A 23714-nucleotide genomic window follows, 5' to 3' on the forward strand; every position below is an offset into this window, starting at 1 on the left:
TCCAGCCGCGCTACGACGTACTCGCCCCGGCCGCCGTGGCCTATCCGGCGCACGACGCGGACGTGCGGACCTGCCTGGAGTTCGCGCGGGCGACCGGGACCACTCCCGTACCGCGCGGCGGCGGGCACGGGTACGCGGGCTGGTCGAGCGGGTCCGGCCTGGTGGTGGACCTCGGCGCGCTGGGGCGGGTGTCGGCGGGCACCGGCGAGGTGCGGGTGGGGGCGGGCGTGCGGCTCGGGGAGCTGAACGCCCAGCTCGCCGCCCGCGGCGAGGCCGTGCCGACCGGGCTCTGCGCCTCCGTGGGCGTCGCCGGGCTGACCCTCGGCGGCGGCCTGGGCATCGCCTCCCGGGCCTTCGGCACCACCAGCGACCAGCTGACCGGGGTACGGGTCGTCACCGCCGACGGCACGGTCCGGGAGGCGGGGCCCGGCGCGGACGCGGACCTCTTCTGGGCCCTGCGCGGCGGGGGCGGCGGGAACTTCGGGGTGGTCACGGAGTTCCGCTTCCGGACCCGGCCGGCCCCCGACTGCGCCTTCGCGGAGCTCCACTGGCCCTGGCGGGAGGCGGCCGGGCTGCTGTCCGCCTGGCAGCACTGGCTGGCCGCGCTGCCGGACCCCTTCTGGACCCAGGTCGAGTACACGGCCGGGGCCGGGCCGGCCGCGCCCGTCGTACGGGCGGTGTGCCTGGACGGGCGGGCCGAGCTGGAGCGGCAGCTGACCCGACTGGCCGACCTGGTCGGCAGCTCCCCGCAGGACCGGTACGTGGTCGTGCGCGGGTACGGGGAGACCCTGCGGGCCGTGTCGGGATGCGCGGGACTCACCGACCGGGGGTGCCGGCTGCCCGGCGTGCTGCCCGGCCGGGACCCGGCGGGCCGGCTGGGGCGGGAGGACTACGCGGCCCGCTCCGACTTCTGGCCCGCGCCGGGGCTGCCCGCCGCGGCGGCGGAGTCCGTGCTCGCGGCGCTGGCCCGGCACGGGGCGGAGGCGCCCGGCGGCGGGGTGGGCGTGGTGCAGTTCGACGGGGTGTGCGGGGGCGCCGTGAACCGGGTGCCGGCCGCGGCCACCGCCTTCGTGCACCGCGGCAGCGCCTTCCTCGCCCAGTACCTGGCGTACTGGCCGCGGGACGCCGCACCCGCGGAGGCGGCCCGGCACCGGGCCTGGCTCGACGGGCTGTGGCGGGGCCTGCGGCCCTGGGCGCCCGGACCGGCGTACCAGAACTACGCCGATCCGCAGCTGACGGGCTGGCGCGAGGCGTACTACGGGGCCAACCTGGCCCGCCTGGAACAGGTGAAGCGTGCCTACGATCCGGACGGGCTCTTCACCTTCCCGCAGGGCATCACCCCGGGCGCCACCCCGGTCGGGGCCCGCGGCTGAACCCCCGGCGGCACACGGGCAGCCGCCGCCCGGGCGGCCGCCCCGCGGCCTCACTCCCCCGCGGTCGCCACCGGAGCCGCTCCCGCGGTCTCCTCCACAGCCGTCTCCCCGGTCTTCCCCGCCGCCGGGCGGGCCGCGGCCAGGGCGGTTCTGAGGCGGCGGGCCTGCGTGACCAGCTGCGAGCTGCCGCCGCGGGCGGCCGCGGCGGCGAGGCCGGCCGGTTCGGCGAGGTCCGCGGCGGGCAGGACGGCGGCGCAGCGCTCCACGCAGTCGGCGGCCACGGCGAGGATCTCGCCGGCGCCGCGGGCGGCGGCCGCGCCCTCCAGCAGGGCGGGCAGGGCGGGCGCGAGGACCGTCCAGGTGGTCGCGTAGGCACCGGTGGCCGCGGCCGTACGGACCGAGTCCGCGACCCGGTTCGGCTTGACCGTGCCGAGCCCGAGCAGTTCGGCCAGGTCGGCGCCCATGCGGGCGGGGTCGAGCTCTCCGCGGGAGGCGAGGACGAGCAGGGCGTCCACCGCCGCGAGCCGGTCCTCGGTGTGGCGGGCGCCGAGCCCGCAGGCCACGGTGAGGTGGAGGGCGGGTCCGGCGGGGCCCCCGGCCTCGGCGAGCCGGGGCAGGAGCCGGGCGCCGCCGCGCTCCTGGGCGGTGGCGCAGCCCGTGACCTCGGGCAGCAGCCAGGTGGCGAGGGTCTCGCGGTCCTCGGGGAGCACGCCCAGGACGAGTTCGTCGGTGCCGGTCCAGTGGTAGCAGCGGTTGGTGTACGAGACGGGGCGGCTCAGGGTGTGGAACTCCTTCGGGAACTCCTGCTGGATCACCCGCTGCTCCCTGCCCTCCAGCACCACGTGCCGGACGGCGGCCCGGGCCCGCTCCCACCAGGGGAGGGAGCGGGTGTCGGCGGCGGGTTCGTGGACGCGGCGGAGCGGGGCCGCGGGGTCGGACACGCCCACGAGCCAGGCGGCGAGGCGCTCGCCCTCGGGGGTGCCGAGGGCGGCCGCGGCGGGGGCGGCCGCGGCGTCGCGGCGCACCCGCAGGAGGGCCTGCCCGAAGTCGACGGGCGCGGGCCGGATACCGCTGTCCTTGTACGAGGCGAGGCGGGCGATCAGGGTGGGCGGTTCGACCGAGCCGGTCTCCCGGTCGGGGGTCGCCAGGAGGAAGGGGAGCGGTTCGGTCTGCACGTGGAGCGCGGCTTCGCGCAGTCGGGCTTCGAGGATCCCCGCCATCGCGGCGTGGACGCAGTCCCCGCCGAACTCGCCGCGGCGGTCGGGGGCCACCCTGAGGTCGGCGGCGGTCAGGACGCCGAGGACGGCCGCGGCGACCTGGTCGAGGCCGTCGATCCGGTAGTCGCCCCGGCGGGTCTCGGAGCTCGCCCACCAGCGGTGGGCGAGGGCGGGGCGGAGGGCCTCGGCGAGGGCGGCCCGGTCGGTGCGGGCGTGCCGGACGAGGGCGTCGAGGGCGCGCTCGTACTCGGGGAGGTCCGGTTCCTGTGCCGTGAGCACGGCGGAGACGAGTTCCGCGGTCTCGGCGACGGTGTCCGGGGCGGCGGCCAGCGGGCGCGGGCCGGGGGCCGGGGGCAGGAACTCCTCGTAGGGCGGCTGCTCTTCGGCGGCCGCGGTGCCGAACACCTCGGCGGCCAGGGCCTGGTGGACGGGGCTGAGGAGGGCGGCGGACCCGGCGAGTTCGGCGCGCAGGGCCTCGAGGGCGGCCCCGTCGGGGGCGCCTGCGGAGGCGGCCTTGCGGGAGCGGGCCGGGCGGAGTCCGGTGGCGACGAGTTTGAGGGCCCGCTCCTGGATGCCGGTGTCCTCGTGCCCGAAGGCGGTGGCGACGGCGGGCAGCAGTCCGGGGACGGCCGCGGGGGTGCGGCGCAGCTCCTTGGCGAGGAGGGCGAGCTGGGCGCGGACGAGCTTCTTCTCGGGGCGGAAGAGGACGGCTTCGCTCATCTCGGCGATTGCGGCGGCGGGCAGTTCGCCGGCGGCGGCGAGCCGGGCCAGCACCTCCTGGGCGTGTCCGGCCACGGTGGAGGGGCCGTCGGCGGCCATCGCGATCCAGTCCGCGGTGCGGGCGCGCTCCTCCTCGGGGGTGGGGTCCAGGCGGCGCAGGAGGGCGAGGAAGAAGCGCAGCTGCTGCGGGCGGCCGCCGCGCAGCAGCCGGGCGAGGGTGCCGTCGACGAGCACGCGGCGCTCCACGAGGCCCTGTTCGGCGACTTCGGCGAGGGCGGTGGGCCAGTGGCCCCGGTCGTCCTGGTCCCCGTACCAGGCGAAGGAGTCGACGGGTTCGACGGTTTCGAAGAGCCGGGGGACGAGGTCCTGGAGGTACGGGGCGCTGCGCAGGCGGTCGGCGAGGCGGCCGGCCCGGCGGCGGGTGCCGTCGGGGCCCTGGAGGAGGTGCTGCGCCCAGCCGTGCACGAAGCCGTCGGTGGTGGGCACCGGGCAGCCGGCGGCCTCGACGAGTCCGGCGACGAGGGGGTAGTCGGTGGTGGCGAGGGCCGGGCGGGCGGCGAGGCGGTGGGCGAGGTCGCCGAGCCAGGCGGGGTCGCGGTCGGCGAGGAGGGCGAGGATCCGGGCGGCGGGCAGGGGGCGCCAGCCGCGCAGTTCGCGGGAGCCGAGCCAGGCGGCGGCGGAGGCGGCGCCGGTGTGGCAGCCCGCTCCGGCGAGGAGGAGGGCGCCGCGGGCCCGGTCGCGCTCCTCCCAGCGGCCGTGGGTCCAGGTGCGCAGTTCGCGGCGGAGGGCGGACAGTTCGGGGATCAGGGCGCGGCGGTCGGCGGGGGTGAGCTCGCGGATCAGGTCCGGTACGCGGGCCTCGCGGCCGGTGCGGACGGCGTCGAGGAGGGCGGCGCGGGCCGGGTGCGATGCGGGGGCGGCGGAGCCGGTGGTGGCGGACACGGGGGCGGCGGGGGCGGTCATCACTTGGCTCCGGCGTTCTGGAGGTCGCGCTGGGCGATGCGGACGGCGAGGGCGTGCTTGCAGGGGCCGCGGCGGCCGCGGTAGTCGGCCCACCAGCGGCAGGTGCAGCTGAGCGCACCGCCGGATTCCCTTACCTGGTACCGGCGTTCGCCGGACAGGACGGTGGAGACCGGGTCGGCGCCGCCGGTGGTGACGGCGCCCGAGGCGACGAGGGCGCGGGCGGCGGTCAGGCGGGGGTTGTGGCGCTCGGCGCGCTCGGAGTCGTAGGGCAGTTCGCGGTGGAAGTACGCGGCGTCGGCCACGTCGTACCCGACCCGGCCCGCGGTGCCGAGGCGGGCCAGGGCGGCCCGTACCCGCGGGAGGTCCAGGCCGGACTGGGCGGCCAGGTCGGCCGGGTCGATGCGTGGCTCCCAGGCGAGGAGTACGGACACCAGGTCGGCGTCGGCGGCGGCCTCGTCGCGGGCCAGGGACTCCAGTACGCCGCCCTCGCCGGAGAAGCCGCGGCTGGTCTCCGGGGACAGGGTGAGGGTCAGCCGCATCCCGGGCATGACCACCTCCCAGGCGGAGGGGGCGGGGGCGGCGCCGTCGGGGGCGGGGCCGTAGACGCGCAGGGCGGTGGCGTGCCGCAGGACCCGCTGGAGGGCCGCGAGGCGGTGCGGTCCGGGCAGGCAGACCGCGCCGGGCAGCGGGCGGGTGGTGGGGCGCAGGGTGCGCCCGGCGGGGACCACCCACATGACCTGGCCGGTGCGCGGGCCCGTGGCGCGCTCGGGGGTGGGCAGGGAGCGCAGGAAGCGGACGGCCTCGGCGGCGGACAGCTCGGCGCGCAGGTCGAAGCCGGTGCAGATGACCTGGGATTCGGCGAACCCGCGCAGCCAGCGGTCGGGCAGCGGGACCTTCTTCTCCACGACGGGGCCGTCGAGGGTGGTGACGGCCAGCTCGTCGGGGCCGACGCGCAGGTGCAGCGGCTCTTCGCCGGTGAGCCTCGAAAGGGCCTCGCGCAGGGGGTTGTTGACGTCGACGTTGGTGGTGCCGTGACCGGTGTCGGCGCCGCACAGGCCCTCGGGGAGCACGTCGAGCCGGGCGTACACCCCGCAGCAGCCGGAGAAGGACTCGAAGCGCAGGCGGTCCCCGTTGGCCGTGACCACCGGGTCGAGGCTGCGCCACAGGGTCCGCTGGTAGTAGCGGGCGGCGGCCACGTCGGCGACGGCGAGCAGTCCGCGGGCGGCGGCCTGGGGCTCGCTCAGGAAGCCCGAGAAGAAGCGGGGGTGGGCCTCCGCGCCGGCGGGCGTGAGCCCGGCGGAGGTCTCCAGCCCGAGGCGGCTGCCGTCGCGGGTGGATTCGAGGGAGGACAGGCCGGAATAGGCGAATGCCTGTACGGATCGCGTCATGGGAGGAACGCTAGGAGGCGCCACTGACAACGCAGTTGCCCGGCGGTCCGGGCGGGCCGCGGCGGGGCCCGCGGGCGGTGGGAGCAGGGGCCAGGGAGTCCGGGGCCGGGCCGTGGACGGCCGGTGTCAGGCGCGCGGGGAGGCCGGGCGCGGGTAGGTGCGGGACTGCTTGACGCTGCCGAAGGCGAAGCTCGACTCGATGGACGCGATGCCGGGGATGGCGTGGATCCGGGTCCGGACGAGGACCTCGTACTGCTCCAGGCTCTCGATGACGATGCGCATGAGGTAGTCGCTGCTGCCGGCCATCAGGTAGCAGTCCTGGATGTGCTCGATGAGCCCGACGGCCTCCTCGAAGAGGCGGACCGCCTCCCCCGTATGCCGTTCCAGGCGGACGCGGACGAACACCGTGATCGGCAGCCCGAAGGCGGCCTGGTCGACCATGGCCGTGTAGCCGCGGATCAGCCCGGCCTCCTCCAGCCGGCGGACGCGCCGCAAACAGGGGGACGGGGAGAGCTGGACGCGGTCGGCGAGGTCCTGGTTGGAGAGCCGGCCGTCGGCCTGGAGCTCCCGGATGATGTGGAGGTCCACGGAGTCCACGGCCGTCCACCTTCCCTTCCTGTTCCGATTCGCCCGTTTCCCGACGGCTTCTTCGGCGATTCTTGGCAGATTCTGCCCCCAACGTATTCCTGGGGGGCAGAACTAGCAATCGCCTGCCCCCGCCGAGGGCCTAGCGTTGCCGGAGCCGCGCGGCCTCTCCGCGCGTACTGCACCGCCGTGCGGCCGTACCGCCGTACAGGCGCGCCGCCGTACAGGCACAGCGCTGCACCGCCGTGCAGACGCACCGCCGTGCAGCCGTGCAGCCGTGCAGCCGTGCAGGGAACGTTCAGGAGGAGGGCCGCTTGGCCGTCGTAGAGAGCCGCACCGCCCGCAGCACCCCCGGCGCCCCGCCGCAGGCGCTCGGCATGGCCGCCCTCGCGCTCACCGTCACGATCTGGGGCGCCTTCGCCCTGAGCGCCCGGGCGCTGAGCGCCTCCACGCTCCTGCCGGCCGATGCCGCCCTGCTGCGCTACGGACTGCCGCTGGCGGTGCTCGCCCCCGCCCTGTGGCGGCGGCGCCGGCAGATCGCCGCGGTCCGCCCGGCTGCGGCCCTCAAGGTGGCGTGCGGGGCCGGGGTGCCCTTCTTCCTCGCCGCGATGCAGGGCGGTTCGCTGACCTCGGCGGCCTTCGTGGGCTCGCTGGTCCCGGGGATGGTCCCGCTGTTCGTGGCCCTGCTGGTGGCCGCGACCGGCCGGGGGCTGCCCCGGGGCTCCCAGGCGGCCGGGCTGGCGCTGATCGCGGCCGGGGTGGCCGCGCTGGTGTGGCGGTACGTCGTCCCCGTGGACGGGCGGGTGCTCGCCGGGTCCGGGCTGCTGCTGGTGGCGAGCGGGCTGTGGGCGCTGTACACGGTCGGGCTGCGCGAGGTGGAGCTCGACCCCGTCGGCTCGATCGGGCTGCTCTGCCTGCCCTCCTTCCTGCTGGTCGCCGTACTGGCCCTGACGGGGGCGCTGCCCACCGGCATGGCCTCGGCCGCGGGCTCCGACATCCTGCTGTTCCTGGTCGTCCAGGGGCTCGGGGTCGGGCTGTGCGCCGGGCTGCTGTACGCGTACGCCATCCGCCGGGTCGGTGCGGAGCGCAGCTCCGTGGTCGGCAGCCTCAGCCCCGTGCTCGTGGTGCTGCTGGCCGTGCCCCTGCTGGGCGAGGCCCCCACGGCCGCCGTGCTCGCCGGCGTCCCCCTGATCACCGCCGGGGTGGCCCTCGCCAACCGGCGCCCCCGCCCCTCCCGAACCGAGGACCGCACCGATGCTTGAGCTGCTGCCGCCCCCGCCCGTGGACCCGCTGTGGGACCTGGCCGCCGAGTACGGCGCCGACCCGCGGCCCGAGCGGCTGAACCTGGTGCTGGGGGTGTACCGCGACCAGAGCGGCACCACCCCCGTCATGGGCGCCGTGCGCGAGGCCGAGGCCCGGCTGGCCCGGCAGGCCGAGTCCAAGGAGTACCGGGGGCTGTCGGGGAACGCCGCCTTCAACCGGGCCATGCTCGCGACCGTCCTGGGAGGAGGCGCCCACCCCGGCCGGGCCACGGCGGTGCAGACCGTCGCCGGCACGGGGGCGCTGCGGCTGCTCGCGGACCTCATCTGCCGCACCCGGCCCGGGACCACGGTGTGGATCAGCGACCCGGCGTACGTCAACCACCGCCCGATCATGGAGGCGGCGGGCCTGACCGTCCGCACGTACGGCTGGCTCGACGCGGCCGGCGCCTTCGACGCGGCGGGGGTGCTGCGCGACCTGGCGCAGGCGCGGCGCGACGACGTGGTGCTGCTCCAGGGCTGCTGCCACAACCCCACGGGCGCCGACCCGTCCGCGGAGACCTGGGACGCGCTCGCCGGACTCGCGGGCCGAAACGGCTGGGTGCCGCTGGTCGACCTCGCCTACCACGGGCTCGGGGACGGGCTGGAGGCCGACCTCGCGCCCACCCGGATGCTGGCCGAGGGGCTGCCCGAGCTGCTGGTCGCGGTCAGCTGCTCCAAGAACTTCGGCCTGTACAGCGACCGTACGGGCTGCGCCGTGGTCCTCGGCTCCTCCTCCCGGGCGCTGCGGCACGTGGAGACGGCGCTGCAGAACGCGGCGCGGACCCTGTACTCGATGCCTCCGGAGCACGGCGCCGCGGTCGTGGCGACGATCCTGGAGGACCCGGGCCTGCGGGCCGCGTGGCGGGCGGAACTCGACCTGATGCGGGGGCGGATCGAGGCCAACCGCGGGGATCTGACGGCCCGTCTGGCCGATCTCGGGCACGGGGAGCAGGCCTCCGTGCTGGCGGGGCAGAAGGGCATGTTCTCGATGCTGCCCCTGACCGGCGATCAGATGGCTCGGCTGCGCGGTGAGTTCGCGGTGTACGGCACGGGTTCGGGCCGGATCAACATAGCGGGCCTGCCCGCGCACCGGATCCCGTACCTGGCGCAGAGCATCTCGTCGGTCCTCGGGGCCTGACCGGGGCTGCAGCGGACTGCGGGCGGGGCGGCGGGCGGACCGCCCCGCTCCGGGCCCCCCTGGCGGCGCCTGTCGGGACATGTGATCGGATAGCCGGATGACGAGGACCCTGTACCTGTTCTGTTCAGCCGCTCCGCCCGTGTTCGACGTGGCCCGCGTCATCGAGGACGCGCAGGCGCGCGGCTGGGACGTGTGCCTGGGGCTGACCCCCTCGGCCGCGGGCTGGCTCGCCGAGAGCCTGGACGGGCTCGCCGCCCTGACCGGGCACCCGGTGAAGTGGCAGTACCGGCACCCCGCGCAGCCCGACCCGTGGCCCGCGGCCGACGCCGTGCTGCTCGCACCCGCCACCTTCAACACGGTGAACGCCTGGGCCCTGGGGCTGACCGACCGGTACGTGGTGGGTGTGGTCTGCGAGGCGATCGGCAAGGGGATACCGCTGGTGACGGTGCCGTGCGCGAACGCGGCCCAGGTGCAGCACCCGCAGTTCGAGCGGAGCGTGGCGGTCCTGCGCACGGCGGGCGTGCGCGTGCTGTACGGGGAGGAGGGCTTCGTCCCGCACCCGCCCGGCACGGGGGACCCGGGCGGCTACCCGTGGACGGCCGCCCTGAACGCCGTGGACGCCGCCTGGGACCCGGCGGCTCCGTAGCCCGCCGGCGGCCGCGGGCTGCCGGGAGCTGCGGCCCGCGGCGGGGTGGGCGCCGCGCGGCCCGTCAGCCCCGGCGCCCCGCAGGCCCGGTGCGGGCCAGCAGGACGGCCGCGGCCGTCACCGCCCCGCAGGCCCCGAAGACCATGAAGCCCCGGCGGGCCCGCACGGACAGCACCGAGCGGCTGGACATCACCGAGAGGATCGAGGCGCGGCTCAGCAGCGAGCCCGCGGAGGCCAGGGAGAGCGCGGAGCCCACCGAACCCGCCGACAGGGCGCTGCCGACGGAGCCCACGGACAGCACCGACCCGACGGAGCCCACGGACAGCACCGACCCGACGGAGCCCACGGACAGCACCGATCCGACCGATCCGACCGAGAGCACCGAATCCTTCGACCAGAGGGAGAGGAACGATCCTCCGGGGCAGTCCCCGTGACGCAGTATCGACAACGCGCGCTCTTCTGCCATACGGCCATCCTGCCAGAGGACCTACGCCCCCGTGCGGACCGCGGACGGCGGTGCAATTCTGGCCGTATGAGCACCGAAAGCCCTGAAAGCATGCAAACGGACCGCACCGGCACCGCCGCCGTCCCCGGGAGCGCCGGCGCCCCGGTCGTCGTCGCCGTCGACGGCTCCCCGCACAGCCTCAAGGCCCTCGACTGGGCCCTGGAGGCGGGCCGCGCGGCGGGAGCGGGGGTGGTGGTCGCGCACGTCCTGCCCGACCATGCCCAGCTGTGGCAGGCCCGGCGCACCGCCGTGGTCGGGGAGCCCGGCGAGGAGCCGCAGGACCCGGTCGCGGCGGCCGTCCGCGAACGGCTCGCCGGCCGTGCGGACCTCCCGGCGGTCCGCTACGCCGCCCTGACGGGAGACGTGCCCGGGGCGCTGCAGAAGGAGGCGGAGGGGGCCCGGATGCTGGTGCTCGGCTCCCGCGGGCGCGGCGGCTTCGCCAGCCTGCTCCTCGGCTCGACCAGCCGCGCCTGCGCGGCGCACGCGCCCTGCCCCGTGGTGGTGGTCCCCCACGACTCCCGCACGGCCCCCGCCCCCGCGCCGGCACCCGCGGACGGCGCGCCCGCCCCGGCCGCCCGCCCCGCCCCCTCCGCGGAGCCCTCCGCCCCGCCCGTGGTCCTGGGGCTGGACCCCGCCGAGACGGCCGACGAGGTCGTCGCCTTCGCCTTCCGCCAGGCGGCCGTCCTCGGCGGCGCGCTGACCGTCGTCACCGCCTACCCGAACCCGGCCTCGCCCCTGTCCGTCGTCGGCGCCGCCGCGCCGGGGCCGGGCGGGGAGCCGGAGGCCGTACCCCTCGTACGGGAGGTGGAGCAGGCCCAGCAGGAGCGGCTGGCGGCCCCCGCCGCCGCCCACCCGGCCGTGCGGGTGTCCGGCGCGGTGGCGGCGGGCGAGGCGGCGGGCCTGCTGATGGAGCACGCCGAAGGGGCCCGCCTGCTCGTCGTGGGCCGCCACCGGCGCCGCCTGCGCCCCGGCTCCCTCCTCGTGGGCTCGGTCGCCAACGCGGCCCTGCTCCACGCCCCCTGCCCGGTCGCCGTCGTACCGGTCGGGTAGGCAGAGCCACCCGACCCGGATCACGGCGGCCCGGGGAAAGGAGCTGTGCCCCGGGCCGCCGGGTCGGCAGAATCTCCGGTGTGAACGACACCGCAGCAGACGACCCCCACCTCTGGCTCGAGGAGCTGGAGGGTGCCGCCGCGCTCGACTGGGTGCGGGCGCGCAACGCCGAGACGGCGGCGCAGCTGGCCGGGGACCCCCGGTTCGACGCCCTCGCCGCCGAGGTGCGGGAGGTCCTGGACGCCGGGGACAGGATCCCGTACACGCACCGCCGGGGCCGGTTCCTCTACAACTTCTGGCAGGACGCGGAGCACGTGCGCGGGGTGTGGCGGCGCACCACGCTGGCCGAGTACCGCGCGGAGCGGCCCGCCTGGGAGGTGCTGCTCGACCTGGACGCGCTGGAACGCGCCGAGGGCGTGGCGTGGGCCTGGGCGGGCAGCCGGGTGCTGTACCCGGAGTACCGGCACGCGCTCGTGCTGCTCTCGCCGGAGGGCACGGACGCCTTTGAGGTGCGCGAGTTCGACCTGGAGACGAAGGAGTTCGTCGAGGACGGCTTCCGGCTGCCCGCGGCGAAGACGCAGATCGGCTGGATCGACCGGGACCACGTGTACGTGGGCACGGACACCGGCCCCGGTTCGACGACCGATTCCGGCTATCCGCGGACGGTGAGCCGCTGGCGGCGCGGCACCCCGCTCGCCGAGGCGGAGCTGCTGCACGAGACGGCGCCGGAGCACCTGTCCCTGGCGGCCTGGCACGACCCGACCCCGGGCTTCGCCCGCGACTTCCTGGTCAGGAACCGGGACTTCTGGAACTCCGAGATGTTCCTCCTGCCCCCGCAGGGCCCGCCGGTCAAGATCGCGGTGCCGGACGACGCCCGCGCGTCCGTGTACCGCGACTGGCTGCTCGTGACCCCCCGCTCGCCCTGGCTCGGGCAGCCCGCGGGCGCCCTGCTGGCCTTCCGCTTCGAGGAGTTCCTCGCGGGCGGGCGCGATCCGCAGGTGCTGTTCCTGCCGGACGGGCGGACCGCGCTGACCGGCCAGTCGTGGACCCGCAACCACCTCATCATCGAGACCCTCGTGGACGTGGCCACCCGGGTGGAGGTGCTCACCCCCGGGCCGGACGGCTGGACCCGCCGCCCCCTGGCCGACGTGCCGCCGCTGTCGTTCGCGGTGGTGACCGACACCGATCCGGACACCGGCGACGAGTACTTCCTCGACATCACCGGGCACCTGCTGCCCTCCACCCTCTACCGGGGCGAGATCGGCGCCCCCGGTGAGGTGGTCGGCCGGGCCGCGGCCCGGTTCGACAGCGCCGGGATGTCCGTGCGCCGGTACTTCGCGCGCTCCGCGGACGGGACGCGGGTGCCGTACTTCGTGGTCGGCCGGGAGGACGGCGGCCCCGGGCCCGCGCTGCTCACCGGCTACGGCGGCTTCGAGGTCCCGCTCGTGCCCGCGTACGACCCGGTCTGCGGCCGGGCCTGGCTGGCGCGCGGCGGCACGTACGCCGTCGCCGGGATCCGCGGCGGCGGGGAGTACGGCCCGCAGTGGCACCGCAGCGCCCTCAAGGCGGGCCGGGAGCGCGCGTACGAGGACTTCGAGGCCGTGGCCGCCGACCTGGCGGCCCGCGGGATCACCACCCCGGCGCAGCTCGGCATCGAGGGCGGCAGCAACGGCGGGCTGCTGATGGGGGCGGTGCTGACGCGGCGCCCCGAGCTGTTCGGGGCGGTGGTCGCGAGCGTGCCGCTGCTGGACATGCTGCGCTTCCACCTGCTGCTCGCGGGGGCGAGCTGGACGGCGGAGTACGGGGATCCGCGCGATCCCGCCGACCGGCCGCACCTGGAGCGCATCTCCCCGTACCACAACCTCCGCGCGGACCGGCCCTATCCGCCGGTGCTGCTGACCACCTCGACCCGCGACGACCGGGTGCACCCGGGGCACGCGCGGAAGGCGGCGGCCCGGCTGCGGGAGCTGGGCCACCGGGTGCTGTTCCACGAGAACACCGCGGGCGGGCACGCAGGCGCCACCGACCATGCGCAGCTGGCCTTCCAGCAGGCGCTGGTGCACACCTTCCTGTGGCAGAACCTCGGGGGCGGGCCGGCGCCTCAGGGGGCCGGCTGAGGCGGCGCCGGCAGCTCGCCCGGGGTGCGGGAGGCGACGGCGCGCCGGTCCGCGAGCCGGGCGGTCAGCAGGCAGTAGGCGGGGGTGAGGACCAGTTCGAGGACGAGCGCCTGCCAGGGGGCGTCGGCCGCGGTGCCGGGGTCGGCGAGCTCGCCCGCGGCGGCGGCCACGGCGAAGGCGATCAGGTTGTTGACCGTGTGGGCGGCGATGACGGCCTCCAGCCCGCCCGTGCGGATGACCAGCCAGCCCCACCACATCGCGGAGTAGCACAGCAGGAGGAAACCGGAGAGCTGCCCGAAGCCGTGCGCGAGGGCGAAGAGCACCGAGGCCACGGCGATGCCGGGCCAGGGGGAGCGCAGGAAGCCGCCGAAGAGCTGGGGCAGCCAGCCCCGGAAGACGAATTCCTCCGCGGCCGCCTGGAAGGGCACGACCGCCCCCAGCACGAGCAGGCTGACCAGGAGCGAGGACCAGCCGGGGAAGTCGAGCTCCAGGGCCGCGGTGCCGTCCTCGGCCGCGCTCCACGCCACCAGCAGGCCGGTCTGGAGCAGCAGGACGGGTGCGGCCACGGCGGTGCAGAGGCCGAGCCAGCCCCAGCGGATCCGGCCGAGGACGGAGGCCACCGTACCGGCCGGGCGGCGCCCGCACAGGCGGACGCCGAGCAGCACGGCCGGGATGCCGACGGCGATGGCCGCCAGCTGCACGGCCAGTTCGAGGGCCGGGTGGGCGAGCAGCCGGTCCGGGTCCGGTCCGGTGTAGTCCAGCCCGAAGACGGCCGCGGCGAGGCCCGCCAGGCCGAACGCGACCACGGCCCCGACCACGAGGAGCCCGGGGACCAGCAGGAGCTCCGCGATCCGGAGCAGGGCGCCCTGGCGGCCGTTGCGGGCCTGCTCGTGGTAGCGGGAGGCGGGCGGGGCGGCGGTCGGCCCGGGCGGGGGCGCGGGCGGCCAGCCGGGCGGAGGGGCGCCCCAGCCCGGGTACGGGCCCGCCGCCGCGCCGTACGGGTGCCCGGGGGCGTACGGCTGCCCGCCGGGGTGCTGCGGCGGGTGCGCCTGGCCGTGCGGCGGCGGGGCCGGGTGGGCCTGGGGCGGCGGCCAGCCGGGCTGCGCCGGGCCCGCGGGCTGCTGCTGCGGCCCGGCCGGGGCGGCGGAGGGCGGGGCCCAGGGGTCGCGCTCTTCGTTCGGGCGGCCCGGTATGGGTGCCTGGGGCATGGGGTGTGCGCTCTCGTTCTTCTCGTACGGGCGGGTCCTGCGGGCAGATCGTACGGGCGGGCCGCGGGACCGGCGCGGACCGGCGGCCCGGCGCCGGGGCCCGTCAGGCCCGTTCGAGCACGGCGGCGCCGAAGGAGACGTCGAAGCGGTCGCACCAGATGGAGACGCTGGTGAGGCCCTCCAGGTCCGCCCCGGCGGGGACGGGGTAGTTCTGGTCGCCCTTGTTCCCCTTGAGCGCGCCGAGGCTCAGGTGCCGGCCGTCGTCGAAGACGTGCCAGCCGTCGCGGCCCTCCAGCACGGGCGCGTCCGTCAGCCAGACCCTCAGGGCGGGGCCGTCACTGGTGTCGAGGTCCTCCAGTCTCAGGACCCGCGACCCGTCGGCCAGCCGGAGCAGTTTCACCGTGCCGGTCGTGCGGTGCTCGTGGCTGACGAGCGTGCCGGACGCCAGGGTCTGCGGGGCCGCCGGAGCGGGCGGACTGCCGCTCGGGGCGGCATCCGGCGCCGTCGGCGCCGCGGAGGCCGACGGCAACGCCTCCCGCACGGTCCTGTCCGTCCACAGCTTCCACGGTTCGAACCAGTACAGGCCGAAGGCCACCGCGACGGCCGCCACCGCCAGCACCCCCGCCACCAGCTTCCCGCGCCGCCCGTTTCCACGTCCCATGTGCCGTTCCCATCCCTCGTCTCCACCGCGGACGGAATCGTTCCGCCGCTGCCCGCGCCTGCGCATTCAACGCCACTGAGGGCTCCGGCTGCCAGGCGCCGGGCGGGTGGCGGCGCGGGCCGTGGCGCGGGCTGTGGCGCGGGCGTACAGCTCGGCCGCGTACGGCCCGAGAACCGTACTGGTCGAGCGGTCGTCCGTGTCCCCGCCCGTGAGGACGCCGACGATACGGCCGTCGCGGGCGGTCCAGGCGCTCCCGCTCGTGCCCGTCGTGAAGCCCGCGCAGTCGAAGCGCTGGACCCGCGGGCCCTGGAGCACCGAGCGGGCCGTGCAGGTGTGCGGGGAGTCGCGCGCCACCGGGTACCCCGTGACCGTGACCTCCTCGCCCGTCCGCCCGGTCGTGTCCAGCGGCTGCGCGCCCGTGACCTCCTCGACGGTCCGGCCGCGGGCGTCGGGGGCGAGGCGGGCGAAGGCGAGGTCGTAGTCCCCGTCCCCGCCCTCGGACCAGCGGGGGTCCTCGAAGACCTCCTCGATGCGCCAGGTGCCGTACGGAGTGCGGCCGTTGGCGTACCCGGGGACGAACAGCGCCCCCGAGCCGCCGGCCTCGACCCCCGCGCTGAGGCAGTGGCCCGCCGTGGCGATCAGGTCGCGTCCGGGGCTGCGGACCACCGTCGCCGTGCAGAAGTGCCCGCCCGACAGGTCCTTCCCGAAGAGGGTGCCGATGTTCGCACCCGGGCGGACCGGGGGCTTCGGGCCCGGGGGAGCCTTCGGCTGCGCGGGCCCCGGTTCGGCCGCGGCGGAGTGCTCCCCCGCCCCGGCCGGCGGCACGGCCCAGGTCATCGCCGCCGAGACGGCCAGCGCCGCCGCCGCGCACAACACCCCAGTCGCCAGGCCCCGCCTGTCCACCCGAACGCCCCCCGCCCTTCCGCACCCGCACGCCGCCGGAGCCCCGCCCACAGCGCCCCACGTGCAAGAACGCACCGCGTCCGGGCCGGGTTCCCGGTCCCGGAACCCCGTGACGGAACGGGCCCCCGCCGCACATACTGGCCCCGTGAACCCGGATACCCCCGAAATCCGCGGCGCCGCGGAGCGGGCCCGCGCCTGGCTCGGCAGCGAGGGCCTGACCCAAGTCGGCCCCGACGCATGGGCGGACGCCGGGGCCCCGGGACAGGTCCTCACCGCCGCGGAGGTGGCGCACGGCTGGGCGCGGGCCGCCCTCACCGATCCGGGACTGGCGGCGGCCGACCGGCTGGGCATCGGGTTCGGGCTGCTCGACCTGCTCGACGAGCACCGGGTGGCGCGCGAGCTCGGGCTGGCGCTGGCGGCACCCGAGGACCCGCTGCCGCGCGGGGCGTTCTGGGCGGCGTACCGCGGGCGGCTGGAGGCTCCCGGGGAGCCGCGGGCGGCGGTGCATTCCCTGTGGGTGGACTGGTTCGAGGACCGGACCGCGGCCCCCGCCGCCTTCGCCGAGGTGCTGGGCCGGGAGGTGGGCGCGCTGCACCGGCTGGCGGACGCGGGGGCGACCCGCTGCCCGGTGGTCCCGGCCGGGCGCAGCCCGCAGGATCCACCGGCGGGCACGGCGGGCACGGAGGCAGCGGCAGGCACGGAGGCGGCGGGCGCGGACCGGGCCGCCGCCCTGCTGCGGCGGGCCGGCCGGGTGCTCGCCGTGTCCGGGCCGGTGCCGTGGCCCGTGAAGCACCCCGCCTACCTGGCGGCGGCCCGGATCGGCGCCCTGCACCCGGCCCTGTTCCGGGGGGTGCTGCACAGCTACCACGACGTGTACGGGGACCTGGAGCCCGCGGCCGCCCTCGCCCTCCTGGAGGGGCTGAGCCTGCCCTGCGGCACCCGCCACTTCGCGGAGCTGCGCGCGGTCCTGGCGGCCGGCCACCGCAACCACCGGCACGCCCCGGCGGCCTGGGCCGCCCCGCAGTCCCGCTGAGCGCCGTACCGGGCGCGGGCGTACGCCAGTACCGGGTGCAGGCGGGCGTACGGCGGTGCGGACCCGCGCACGTGCGGTGTCCCGCGTACGCGTTCTGAGTACCCGTACTGAGTACGCGCCCCGATGGCACGGCGGCCGCGGGCGGGTCGAATGGGGCCATGACCGAGAACGCGCCGCGCGCCCCCCGCATCCAGCAGAACGTCACCCTCGCCGGGGCCGCCCTGGCCGGGGCCCTGCTGCCCCTGGTGGTCGGGGTGCTGATGGCCAAGGCCGTGGGCGCGGATCCGCTGGCGCCGGTGAACGCGCTGGTCACCGGCGGTCAGCGGGCCCGGGTCGCCCCGGCGGAGCTGCGCCGCTGCGTGGTGCGCCAGGCGGGGCGGGTGCGGGCGGCGGGCCGCGGGCGGCTCGTGCGGGGGCCGGGGCGGGCTACGGCGGGCCGAAGGTGAGGGCCAGCCGGGGCGCCGCGTCCGCGGCCGCCGCCTCAGAGGACCACAGCCACAGCGCGTCGCTGCCGGTGCTCGTCAGGGCCAGTGAGTACGGGCCGCCCAGGGCGGCGGAGAGGGCGGCCGTGCCGAGGGCGGCGGTGTGGGTGGCCGAGCCCTCGGAGACCGGCGGGAAGCTCCCGAGGGCCGGGCTGCCGAGGGCGGGCCGGTTGGCGTACGTGGTGCCGTCCTCGGTCCAGCTGCCGGAGACGGGCACCGCGGGGACGGTGTCGGTGGTCCCGGCGCCGCTCTGCGTGCTGGTCCTGACCTGGAGGACGGCGGACTTGAGGACGGTGCCGGGCGGGGCCGCGGGCAGGGTGAAGCGCAGGTAGCTGAGGTAGGCGGAGCTGCCGCGGACGGCCAGGGAGCTGCTGGAGCCGTAGTTGGAGTCGGGGGCTCCGGCGTTGGCGTAGGTGTCCTCGGCGGCGGTGACGAGGGTGACGGAGTCGGCGGGCGCCCCGGCCAGGTCGTAGTGGCTGCGGATCTGGGCCTGGGTCAGGGCGGTCGGGTAGACGGCGGTCTCATCGAGCTGGCCGGCGAAGAAGGTGCTGAGGGGGGCGCTCGGCCAGCCGGCGAGGTTGTCGGCCCCGGCGTGCCAGTACCCGGCGTAGTTCTGGTGGCCGGTGACGTTGAGGGTGCCCTTGATCTGGCCGTCCACGTACAGGACCATGCCAGCCGGCCCCTGGGTGGCGGCGACGTGGTGCCAGGCGTTGTCGTTGTACGCCTCGCCCGCCGGGGTGGTGACGGTGCGGGTGGCGCCGGTGTAGACGCCGAAGACGAGCCGCCCGTCGTTGGTCATGTACAGGTGCTTGTCGTACTGGCTGCTGTTGCGGGTGGTGTTGTTGCCGAAACCGAGGAGCTTGCCGCCGCGGGTGGTCCCGGTCCGGAACCAGGTCTCCAGCGTGTACGCGGCGCCGACCGTGGTCCGCCGGTCGCTGTGGACCTGGGTGTCGGTGCCGTTGAACCCGATGGCCGTGCCGGGTCCCGTGACGGCTCCGGGGCTCTGGCGCAGGGCCGGGGAGTAGACGTGGATGCCGCTGGTGTTGCCGGTGGCCGAGGAGTCGGCCGCGTAGGGCAGGACGGGGTCGTCGTAGCGCCAGTAGAGGGCGGCGCCGTCGGTGCGGATGCGGTCGGGGTAGGCCTGGACGGCGGTGGGGACGGTGACGGCGGCGGTGGCGGAGGCGGGGCTCGTGTTGCCCGCGGCGTCCGTGGCGGTGACGCGGTAGGTGTACGAGCGGCCGGGTGTGACCGCGGTGTCGGTCCAGGAGGCCTGCGGGCGCTGGAAGAAGAGGGAGTCGGCGGCGACCGTGGCGACGGGGGCGGCCCCGCCGTCGCGGTAGATGCGGTAGCTGAGGCGGCTGTCGTCGAGGTCGAGGCTGGTGCGCCAGCGGACCTGTACGGCGGTCGGGCGGACGGCCTCCGCACTGGCGACGGGGGTGGTGGGGGCGCCGGTGTCGCCGGTGGAGGCGAAGCGGGTCAGGCCCTGCTGGGCGCTGCCGTTGACGGTGGTGTACTCGCCGCCGACCCACAGGTACTGCACGCCGGCCTTGGAGCCCACCGTCATCACGCGCGGGCCGATGCCCTCGCCGATGCCGTCGTTGGTGTCGGGGGCCCAGCCGAGTTTGCCGGTGGCGGTGGTGGGCTGGGCGAGCAGGTGGTAGCGGCGGCCGTCGGGGAACTCGCCGACGCCGGAGCAGTCGTGGGCGTGGGAGGCGCTGTACAGCACGCTCTGGTAGGAGAGCACGGCCTGCGTGGCCCCGAGGCAGGTGTCGCGCCAGCGCTGCCCGAACCCGTCGAGGTCGAGGGCGATGCGGCCGTCGAAGACCCCGCCGCCGGTGCCCTCGTTGGCGGTGTAGAAGCCGGTCGCGTCGGTCTCGATGTCCTTGACCACGGAGGCGTTGGGGATGAAACCGGCCGGATAGGCGCGCACGAGGGCGCCGGTGGCGGCGTCGGCCACGGCCAGGGCGTGCGAGGCGGCGCCGTTGACGGTGAAGAAGTCCCCGCCGAGGAGCACGTGCCGGCCGTCGGGGGTGAGCTCGACGGCGCGGCCAGGTTCGTCGGCGTGCGCGGTGAAGGGGCGTACGGCCCCGTCGGCGGCGGCGACCGCGGCGAACCGCTGCCGGCTCTGTCCGGAGACGGTCTGGAAGTCCCCGGCGGCGTAGACGGTGCCGTCGGTGGCGGCCAGGGCGCGGACGGTGGCGGAGAAGGCGGGGCGGAAGGAGGCCCGGGGGGTGCAGGTGGCCACGTCGATGGCGGCGAGGCTGCTGACGGGGGTGCCGTTGACGGCCCCGAAGTAGCCGCCCGCGTAGAGGGTGGTGCGGTCGGGCGAGAGGGTCAGGGCGCGGACGGTCGCGGTGCCGGAGGCGACGGTGAAGGAGAGCCTGCAGGAGGTCGGCGCGCCGGTGGCGGCGTCGAGGGCGGCGAAGTTGACGGCCTGCTGGGCGGATCCGGCGGCTCCGGCGGGCGGCCGGACCTGGGAGAAGGTGCCGCCCGCGAAGACGGTGCCCCCGGCCTGTGCGAGGGCCCAGACGACGCCGTTGGTCTGCCAGGTCGGCAGGGCGTCGGCGGTGAAGGCCACCGGCGGGGTGAGGGCTGCGGAGCGCGGGGCGGGCAGCAGCGCCGCCGCGGCGGCGAGGAGCAGGGCGAGGGCCAGGGCGAGTCCGGCCCGCGCTTTTGCGGTGCTCCTGGGGAGCGCGGGGCTTACGGGCCTGCTGAGCGTCCTGAGCCCGCTGGGCCTCCTGGGGCTCCTGGGGCTGCGGGAGTTCAGCGGCTCCCCCGGTGCGCCCGGCACTCCCCGTGCTCCCGGCTCTTCCGGTCTTCTCGGTCCACGCATGAGAGCCCCCCAGGTCCGTGACGGAATCGAACGGAGACGTCCGGCGGTACGGGCGTACAGGTCTGCGGCCTTCGCCCGTACGGGCGAAGGATATGCGCGTTCCGTCCCCGGTAGGGGCGAATTGCGGGATCTGGTGCGCAGGAGTGCGGCGGCCCGTCCCGGGGTGCGGGGCGAAGGCATCTGGCTTTGACTGGTGCGGAAACCGGCTGTCGGGACGCGCTTGGAGGAGACATGGCAGGACGCTGGTCACGGACGGCCGCGTACGGACTGCTCGCGGCGGTGGCCCTGGGCGCCGTCTCCGGCTGCTCGGAGGACGGGCCGGGCTCCACCCTCGCGAGCCAGGCCGCCTCGGTGGCCGCCTCGGCGGCGGCGGACCTGTCGCGGGCGGCGCAGGACGCGGCGGACAAGGCGAAGCAGCAGCTGGCCGCCGTGAAGGACGGCATCGACGCGAAGGACGAGGTCACGCTCGGGACCCCCTCCATGGACGGCGCGGGCCGGACCACGGTGGCCGTCACCGCGCGGAACACGGCGGGTTCGTCCTCCTCGTTCGCCGTGCAGGTCGACTTCAAGGACGCGGACGGCAAGCTGGTGGACACGGTGGTCGTCACGATCGCGGACGTCCCGGCCGGCCAGTCGAAGGAGGGTACGGCCCGCAGTTCGCACGAGCTCCCGGGCACCGTCACGGCCTCGGTGCCGACGGCGCTGCGCTACTGAGCGCGGGGCCGGCCCGGCCCCGGGCCGCCGCTCCCCCACCCCCGTGCGGACCTCCGTCCGCCGGGGGTGAATCCTTTTCGCACCGCCCGGCCTCCTATGGGCGTGTACCCGTACCGGCGGACGCCGGATGCGGTGCCGGAGACGAGACGGATGTCCGTACGGCTGCCCGTACGGACACGCTGGGAGGAAGAGATGACGGTGGCGATCGCGGTGGGCGTGGCGGCGGTACTGCTGTGCACCTGCACGTTCGTGGTGCTGCGGCGGCGGGGGCGGGCCCGTGGCTGAGGGGTCCTGGCCGGACGAGCGGCTCGTCCTCGCGGCCCAGGGCGGGGACGTCGACTCCCTGGCCGCGCTGGTCTCCGCCTCGCACCCGAACGTCCGGCGGTTCGCGCACTCGCTGTGCGCCACCCCCGAGGACGCGCAGGACGCGGCGCAGGAGGCGCTGATCATCCTGTACCGGAAGATCGGCAGCCTACGGGCCTCGGGCGCGCTGGCCTCGTGGATGTTCCGCATCGTCCGCAACGAGTGCCTGCGGCGGGCGCGGGCGGTGGGGCGGGGTCCGGTCCCCCTGGGTCCGACGGGCGGGTACACCGGTGACGGGCCGGGCCGGGAGCCCTCGGGGCCCTCGGCGGAGGAGGAGTTCCTCCAGCGGCTGGAGGCCGGGCGGGTGGCGGACGCCATCGCCGGACTGCCCGCGGACCAGCGGCGGGTGCTGGTGATGCGGGACGTGCAGGGGCTGGGCGGCCGGGCGGTCGCGGAGGCGCTGGGGATCGGGACGGCCGCGATGAAGTCCCGGCTGCACCGGGCCCGTACGGCGGTCCGTACGGCCCTCGCCGAACCGGTGCCCGCGGGAGCCGTCCCCGCCCGGCCCGTCCCCGCCGGAAGGGGGGGTACGCGTGAACGCGCGGGCCTCTGACACGGGCCCCGACTTCTCCAGCGCCTCCCTGCCGCGGCACCTGGTGCGCGGGGTCCTGGGCTTCGGCGGCCTGGCGGGCGGGATGGCACTGGCCGCGGCCCACGGGCCGGTGGGGCTGCTGCTCCTGCCGGTGGGCGTGCTGGCCCTGCGGGGCTGCCCGGTGTGCTGGACGGTGGGGCTCGTGCAGACCCTCTCGCGGGGGCGCCTGCGGCGCTCCTGCACGGCAGGGGGCGCCTGCACGCTGGAGGCAGCGCCGGACCGGTCCGGCTGAGCCGGGGGGGCGGGGCTGCGGGCGGGGGGCGGGACCCGGGCGGGGGGCGCGGCGCGGCGGGGCCGGGCGGGGGGGGCAGGCCCCGGCGGGGCCGGGCCTTGTGGTCCCGCCCCGGCCCGCCGCCCCGGCCCCCTGCCCCGCCCTCCCGCCCCGCCCTCCCGTCAGAGGCTGTGGGCCGTGATGTCCCCGTACGAGGTGGTGGCGCGGACGCTCAGGCCGGCCGCGGCGCCCTCGGAGTTGCGCAGGGAGTTCTGGATGCGGCCGTAGTCGGTACGGGCGTCCAGGGAGGCGGAGACCCCGCGGGCGGCGCCGACGGAGACGTTGCCCGCCTGGGTCTGCAGGACCACCTCGCCGCCCGTGGCCTCCCCGATGCGGATGTCGCCCTTCGCGGTGGTGACCTCGGCGGAGCCGCCCAGCCGGCCGACCGAGACGTCGCCCGCCTGGGTGGCCAGCCGCAGCCCCGAGGCCTCGTCGATCTTGACGGCGCCCTGGGCCCCCTCGAAGACCACCTGGCCCAGCCGCCCGACGGCCCGGAAGTCGGCCGCGGCCACCTTCACCTCGGCGCTGGAGCCGGCCGGGAGCTGGACCGTCACCTCGACCGAGCCCGAGCTGCCGAGGAACCGGTTCTTCGGCGCCGGGGCGGCGATCCGCAGCACCCCGTCGGAGAACTCGACCGTCATCTGCTCGGCCGCCTTCACGTCGCGCCCCTTGGAGGGGATCAGCGGCCGGACGTCCACCGTGGCGTCGCCGCGGTTCGCGGCGATCAGCTGCACGCGCCCCGCGGGGATGTCCACCACGGCGGAGATGGGGGCGGCGGTCTCGAACTTCTCCATGGCGTACTCCCTGCTCCGCATTCCGCGACTTAGCCTTTCTGACACCAGAAACGCTACGTTGCATTCGAAGACACGGCAACAAGAACACCTAGCGTTTCGATCATTTGCCCATTTCAGAGCCTATAAATCGTTGCAACGGGAACCAGATTAACGCAACACTCCCGAAGGAGTTCGTTGCAACGACCTGAAGGTGAACGCCATGATCGCCTACCGGATCCCCGTGCGGGCCCGGCCGGGCCCGCGCGAGGCCCGGCACAATGCCCTGATGATCACTTCGCCCATACCCCCCGTCGTCCCGGCCGGCCGCATGGCCGCCATGGAGCAGCCCGTCCTCGCCCTGTCCGGCGGCCTGGAGCTGCGCCCCTGGCGGGCCGCGGACGCCGGCGCCCTGGTCGCCGCCGGGCGGGAACCGGCCATCCGCCAGTGGAACCGGCTCGTCGTGGCCTCTCCCGGGGAGGCGCGCGAGCGGATCGCGCGGATGCACGAGCGCTGGCGCGGCGAGCAGAGCGCCCTGTGGGCCCTCGCCCCGGCGGGGGGCGGGGAGCCCGTGGGCCTGATCGGGTGGGGTGATATCGACCTGGCGGGCGGCAGCGCGGAGGTCCTGTACTGGCTGCTGCCCGCGGGCCGCGGCCGGGGCGCCGCCACCGGAGCCCTGCGGCGCCTGAGCCGGTGGGCGTTCGAGGACCTGGGGCTGCACCGGCTCAGGCTGTGCCACGCCGTGGCGAACGCGCCGTCCTGCCGGGTGGCCGCGCGGGCAGGATTCGCTCTCGAGGGCACCATGCGCAGCGCGCTGCTCCACGAGGACGGCTGGCACGACGAGCACCTGCACGCCCTGGTCCAGGGCGATATCTGACCCG

22 protein-coding genes are annotated in these 23714 nt (G+C 76.7%); 13 read left to right on the forward strand and 9 right to left on the reverse strand.

Translation table 11 applies throughout. The annotated features are described in order from the left end of the window. Window positions 1-35: 35 nt before the first annotated feature. The gene (locus tag ACZ7JZ_RS11930) at window positions 36-1373 is read left to right on the forward strand and encodes an FAD-binding oxidoreductase (RefSeq protein WP_470936653.1); all 1338 of its coding nucleotides are present in this window, start codon (window positions 36-38) and stop codon (window positions 1371-1373) included. 50 nt (window positions 1374-1423) lie between these two features. Here ACZ7JZ_RS11930 and ACZ7JZ_RS11935 read toward each other — a convergent pair whose 3' ends face one another. From ACZ7JZ_RS11935 to ACZ7JZ_RS11945, 3 genes are all read right to left on the reverse strand, one after another. After that, window positions 1424-4273, reverse strand: a complete 2850-nt coding sequence (locus tag ACZ7JZ_RS11935) for a DUF6493 family protein (RefSeq protein WP_470936656.1) — start codon at window positions 4271-4273, stop codon at window positions 1424-1426. Continuing rightward, complete coding sequence (locus ACZ7JZ_RS11940; RefSeq protein ID WP_470936659.1) at window positions 4273-5661, reverse strand: SWIM zinc finger family protein; 1389 nt, start codon at window positions 5659-5661, stop codon at window positions 4273-4275. The genes ACZ7JZ_RS11935 and ACZ7JZ_RS11940 overlap by 1 nt, the downstream gene beginning before the upstream one ends. Window positions 5662-5787: 126 nt before the next feature. After that, window positions 5788-6258 carry an Lrp/AsnC family transcriptional regulator gene (locus ACZ7JZ_RS11945; RefSeq protein ID WP_470936662.1) on the reverse strand — a complete coding sequence of 157 codons (471 nt, stop codon included), beginning with the start codon at window positions 6256-6258 and terminating at the stop codon, window positions 5788-5790. A gap of 302 nt (window positions 6259-6560) precedes the next feature. On the opposite strand from ACZ7JZ_RS11945, the gene ACZ7JZ_RS11950 reads away from it, so the two are divergent. From ACZ7JZ_RS11950 to ACZ7JZ_RS11960, 3 genes are all read left to right on the forward strand, one after another. Continuing rightward, entirely contained in the window at window positions 6561-7508 is a 948-nt protein-coding gene (locus ACZ7JZ_RS11950; protein WP_470936665.1) for an EamA family transporter, read from the forward strand. Next, window positions 7501-8685, forward strand: a complete 1185-nt coding sequence (locus tag ACZ7JZ_RS11955; protein WP_470936668.1) for an amino acid aminotransferase — start codon at window positions 7501-7503, stop codon at window positions 8683-8685. Before ACZ7JZ_RS11950 ends, ACZ7JZ_RS11955 begins: the two co-directional genes overlap by 8 nt. Window positions 8686-8782: 97 nt before the next feature. Then, window positions 8783-9331, forward strand: a complete 549-nt coding sequence (locus tag ACZ7JZ_RS11960; protein ID WP_470936671.1) for a flavoprotein — start codon at window positions 8783-8785, stop codon at window positions 9329-9331. 64 nt (window positions 9332-9395) lie between these two features. Here the strand turns inward: ACZ7JZ_RS11960 and ACZ7JZ_RS11965 are convergent, their stop codons facing one another. Then, a complete protein-coding gene (locus ACZ7JZ_RS11965; protein ID WP_470936674.1) occupies window positions 9396-9797 on the reverse strand; it encodes a hypothetical protein in 402 nt (133 codons plus the stop codon). 90 nt (window positions 9798-9887) lie between these two features. Here ACZ7JZ_RS11965 and ACZ7JZ_RS11970 point away from each other — a divergent pair, with 90 nt between their 5' ends. Both ACZ7JZ_RS11970 and ACZ7JZ_RS11975 read left to right on the forward strand, forming a co-directional pair. After that, window positions 9888-10886 (forward strand): universal stress protein, encoded by a 999-nt coding sequence (locus tag ACZ7JZ_RS11970; RefSeq protein WP_470936677.1) that lies wholly within the window; start codon window positions 9888-9890, stop codon window positions 10884-10886. A 71-nt stretch (window positions 10887-10957) separates the two neighbouring features. Continuing rightward, entirely contained in the window at window positions 10958-13003 is a 2046-nt protein-coding gene (locus tag ACZ7JZ_RS11975; RefSeq protein WP_470937407.1) for a prolyl oligopeptidase family serine peptidase, read from the forward strand. On the opposite strand, the gene ACZ7JZ_RS11980 is transcribed toward ACZ7JZ_RS11975, so the two are convergent. The 3 genes from ACZ7JZ_RS11980 to ACZ7JZ_RS11990 all read right to left on the reverse strand — a co-directional run bounded on the left by ACZ7JZ_RS11980 (window position 12988) and on the right by ACZ7JZ_RS11990 (window position 15775). Further along, complete coding sequence (locus tag ACZ7JZ_RS11980; RefSeq protein WP_470936680.1) at window positions 12988-14211, reverse strand: lysostaphin resistance A-like protein; 1224 nt, start codon at window positions 14209-14211, stop codon at window positions 12988-12990. The two genes, ACZ7JZ_RS11975 and ACZ7JZ_RS11980, sit on opposite strands and share 16 nt — an antisense overlap. Before the next feature lie 103 nt (window positions 14212-14314). Next, window positions 14315-14872, reverse strand: coding sequence for a DM13 domain-containing protein (locus ACZ7JZ_RS11985; protein ID WP_470936683.1), 558 nt, complete (start codon window positions 14870-14872; stop codon window positions 14315-14317). A gap of 66 nt (window positions 14873-14938) precedes the next feature. Next, a complete protein-coding gene (locus ACZ7JZ_RS11990; RefSeq protein ID WP_470936686.1) occupies window positions 14939-15775 on the reverse strand; it encodes a trypsin-like serine peptidase in 837 nt (278 codons plus the stop codon). A 145-nt stretch (window positions 15776-15920) separates the two neighbouring features. On the opposite strand from ACZ7JZ_RS11990, the gene ACZ7JZ_RS11995 reads away from it, so the two are divergent. Together ACZ7JZ_RS11995 and ACZ7JZ_RS12000 are read left to right on the forward strand one after the other, a co-directional pair. Beyond that, window positions 15921-16808 (forward strand): hypothetical protein, encoded by an 888-nt coding sequence (locus ACZ7JZ_RS11995; protein WP_470936689.1) that lies wholly within the window; start codon window positions 15921-15923, stop codon window positions 16806-16808. 158 nt (window positions 16809-16966) lie between these two features. Further along, entirely contained in the window at window positions 16967-17254 is a 288-nt protein-coding gene (locus tag ACZ7JZ_RS12000) for a hypothetical protein (RefSeq protein ID WP_470936692.1), read from the forward strand. Here the strand turns inward: ACZ7JZ_RS12000 and ACZ7JZ_RS12005 are convergent. Further along, complete coding sequence (locus tag ACZ7JZ_RS12005) at window positions 17235-19943, reverse strand: CBM96 family carbohydrate-binding protein (protein WP_470937410.1); 2709 nt, start codon at window positions 19941-19943, stop codon at window positions 17235-17237. The genes ACZ7JZ_RS12000 and ACZ7JZ_RS12005 overlap by 20 nt on opposite strands. Window positions 19944-20354: 411 nt before the next feature. Here ACZ7JZ_RS12005 and ACZ7JZ_RS12010 point away from each other — a divergent pair, with 411 nt between their 5' ends. The 4 genes from ACZ7JZ_RS12010 to ACZ7JZ_RS12025 all read left to right on the forward strand — a co-directional run bounded on the left by ACZ7JZ_RS12010 (window position 20355) and on the right by ACZ7JZ_RS12025 (window position 22024). Further along, window positions 20355-20837 carry an FxLYD domain-containing protein gene (locus ACZ7JZ_RS12010; RefSeq protein ID WP_470936695.1) on the forward strand — a complete coding sequence of 161 codons (483 nt, stop codon included), beginning with the start codon at window positions 20355-20357 and terminating at the stop codon, window positions 20835-20837. Between the two features lie 132 nt (window positions 20838-20969). Continuing rightward, window positions 20970-21122: a hypothetical protein gene (locus ACZ7JZ_RS12015; protein WP_470936698.1), complete on the forward strand. Its 153-nt coding sequence runs from the start codon at window positions 20970-20972 to the stop codon at window positions 21120-21122. Continuing rightward, window positions 21115-21753, forward strand: coding sequence for an RNA polymerase sigma factor (locus ACZ7JZ_RS12020; RefSeq protein ID WP_470936701.1), 639 nt, complete (start codon window positions 21115-21117; stop codon window positions 21751-21753). Before ACZ7JZ_RS12015 ends, ACZ7JZ_RS12020 begins: the two co-directional genes overlap by 8 nt. Further along, window positions 21734-22024, forward strand: a complete 291-nt coding sequence (locus ACZ7JZ_RS12025) for a hypothetical protein (protein WP_470936705.1) — start codon at window positions 21734-21736, stop codon at window positions 22022-22024. The genes ACZ7JZ_RS12020 and ACZ7JZ_RS12025 overlap by 20 nt, the downstream gene beginning before the upstream one ends. Before the next feature lie 161 nt (window positions 22025-22185). Here ACZ7JZ_RS12025 and ACZ7JZ_RS12030 read toward each other — a convergent pair whose 3' ends face one another. Beyond that, window positions 22186-22857, reverse strand: coding sequence for a DUF4097 family beta strand repeat-containing protein (locus ACZ7JZ_RS12030; protein ID WP_470936708.1), 672 nt, complete (start codon window positions 22855-22857; stop codon window positions 22186-22188). Window positions 22858-23164: 307 nt separating this feature from the next. Between ACZ7JZ_RS12030 and ACZ7JZ_RS12035 the strand changes: the two genes are divergently transcribed. Then, complete coding sequence (locus tag ACZ7JZ_RS12035; protein ID WP_470937413.1) at window positions 23165-23710, forward strand: GNAT family N-acetyltransferase; 546 nt, start codon at window positions 23165-23167, stop codon at window positions 23708-23710. Window positions 23711-23714 lie beyond the last annotated feature (4 nt).

This window comes from Streptomyces sp. NPDC038213 (assembly GCF_055600495.1).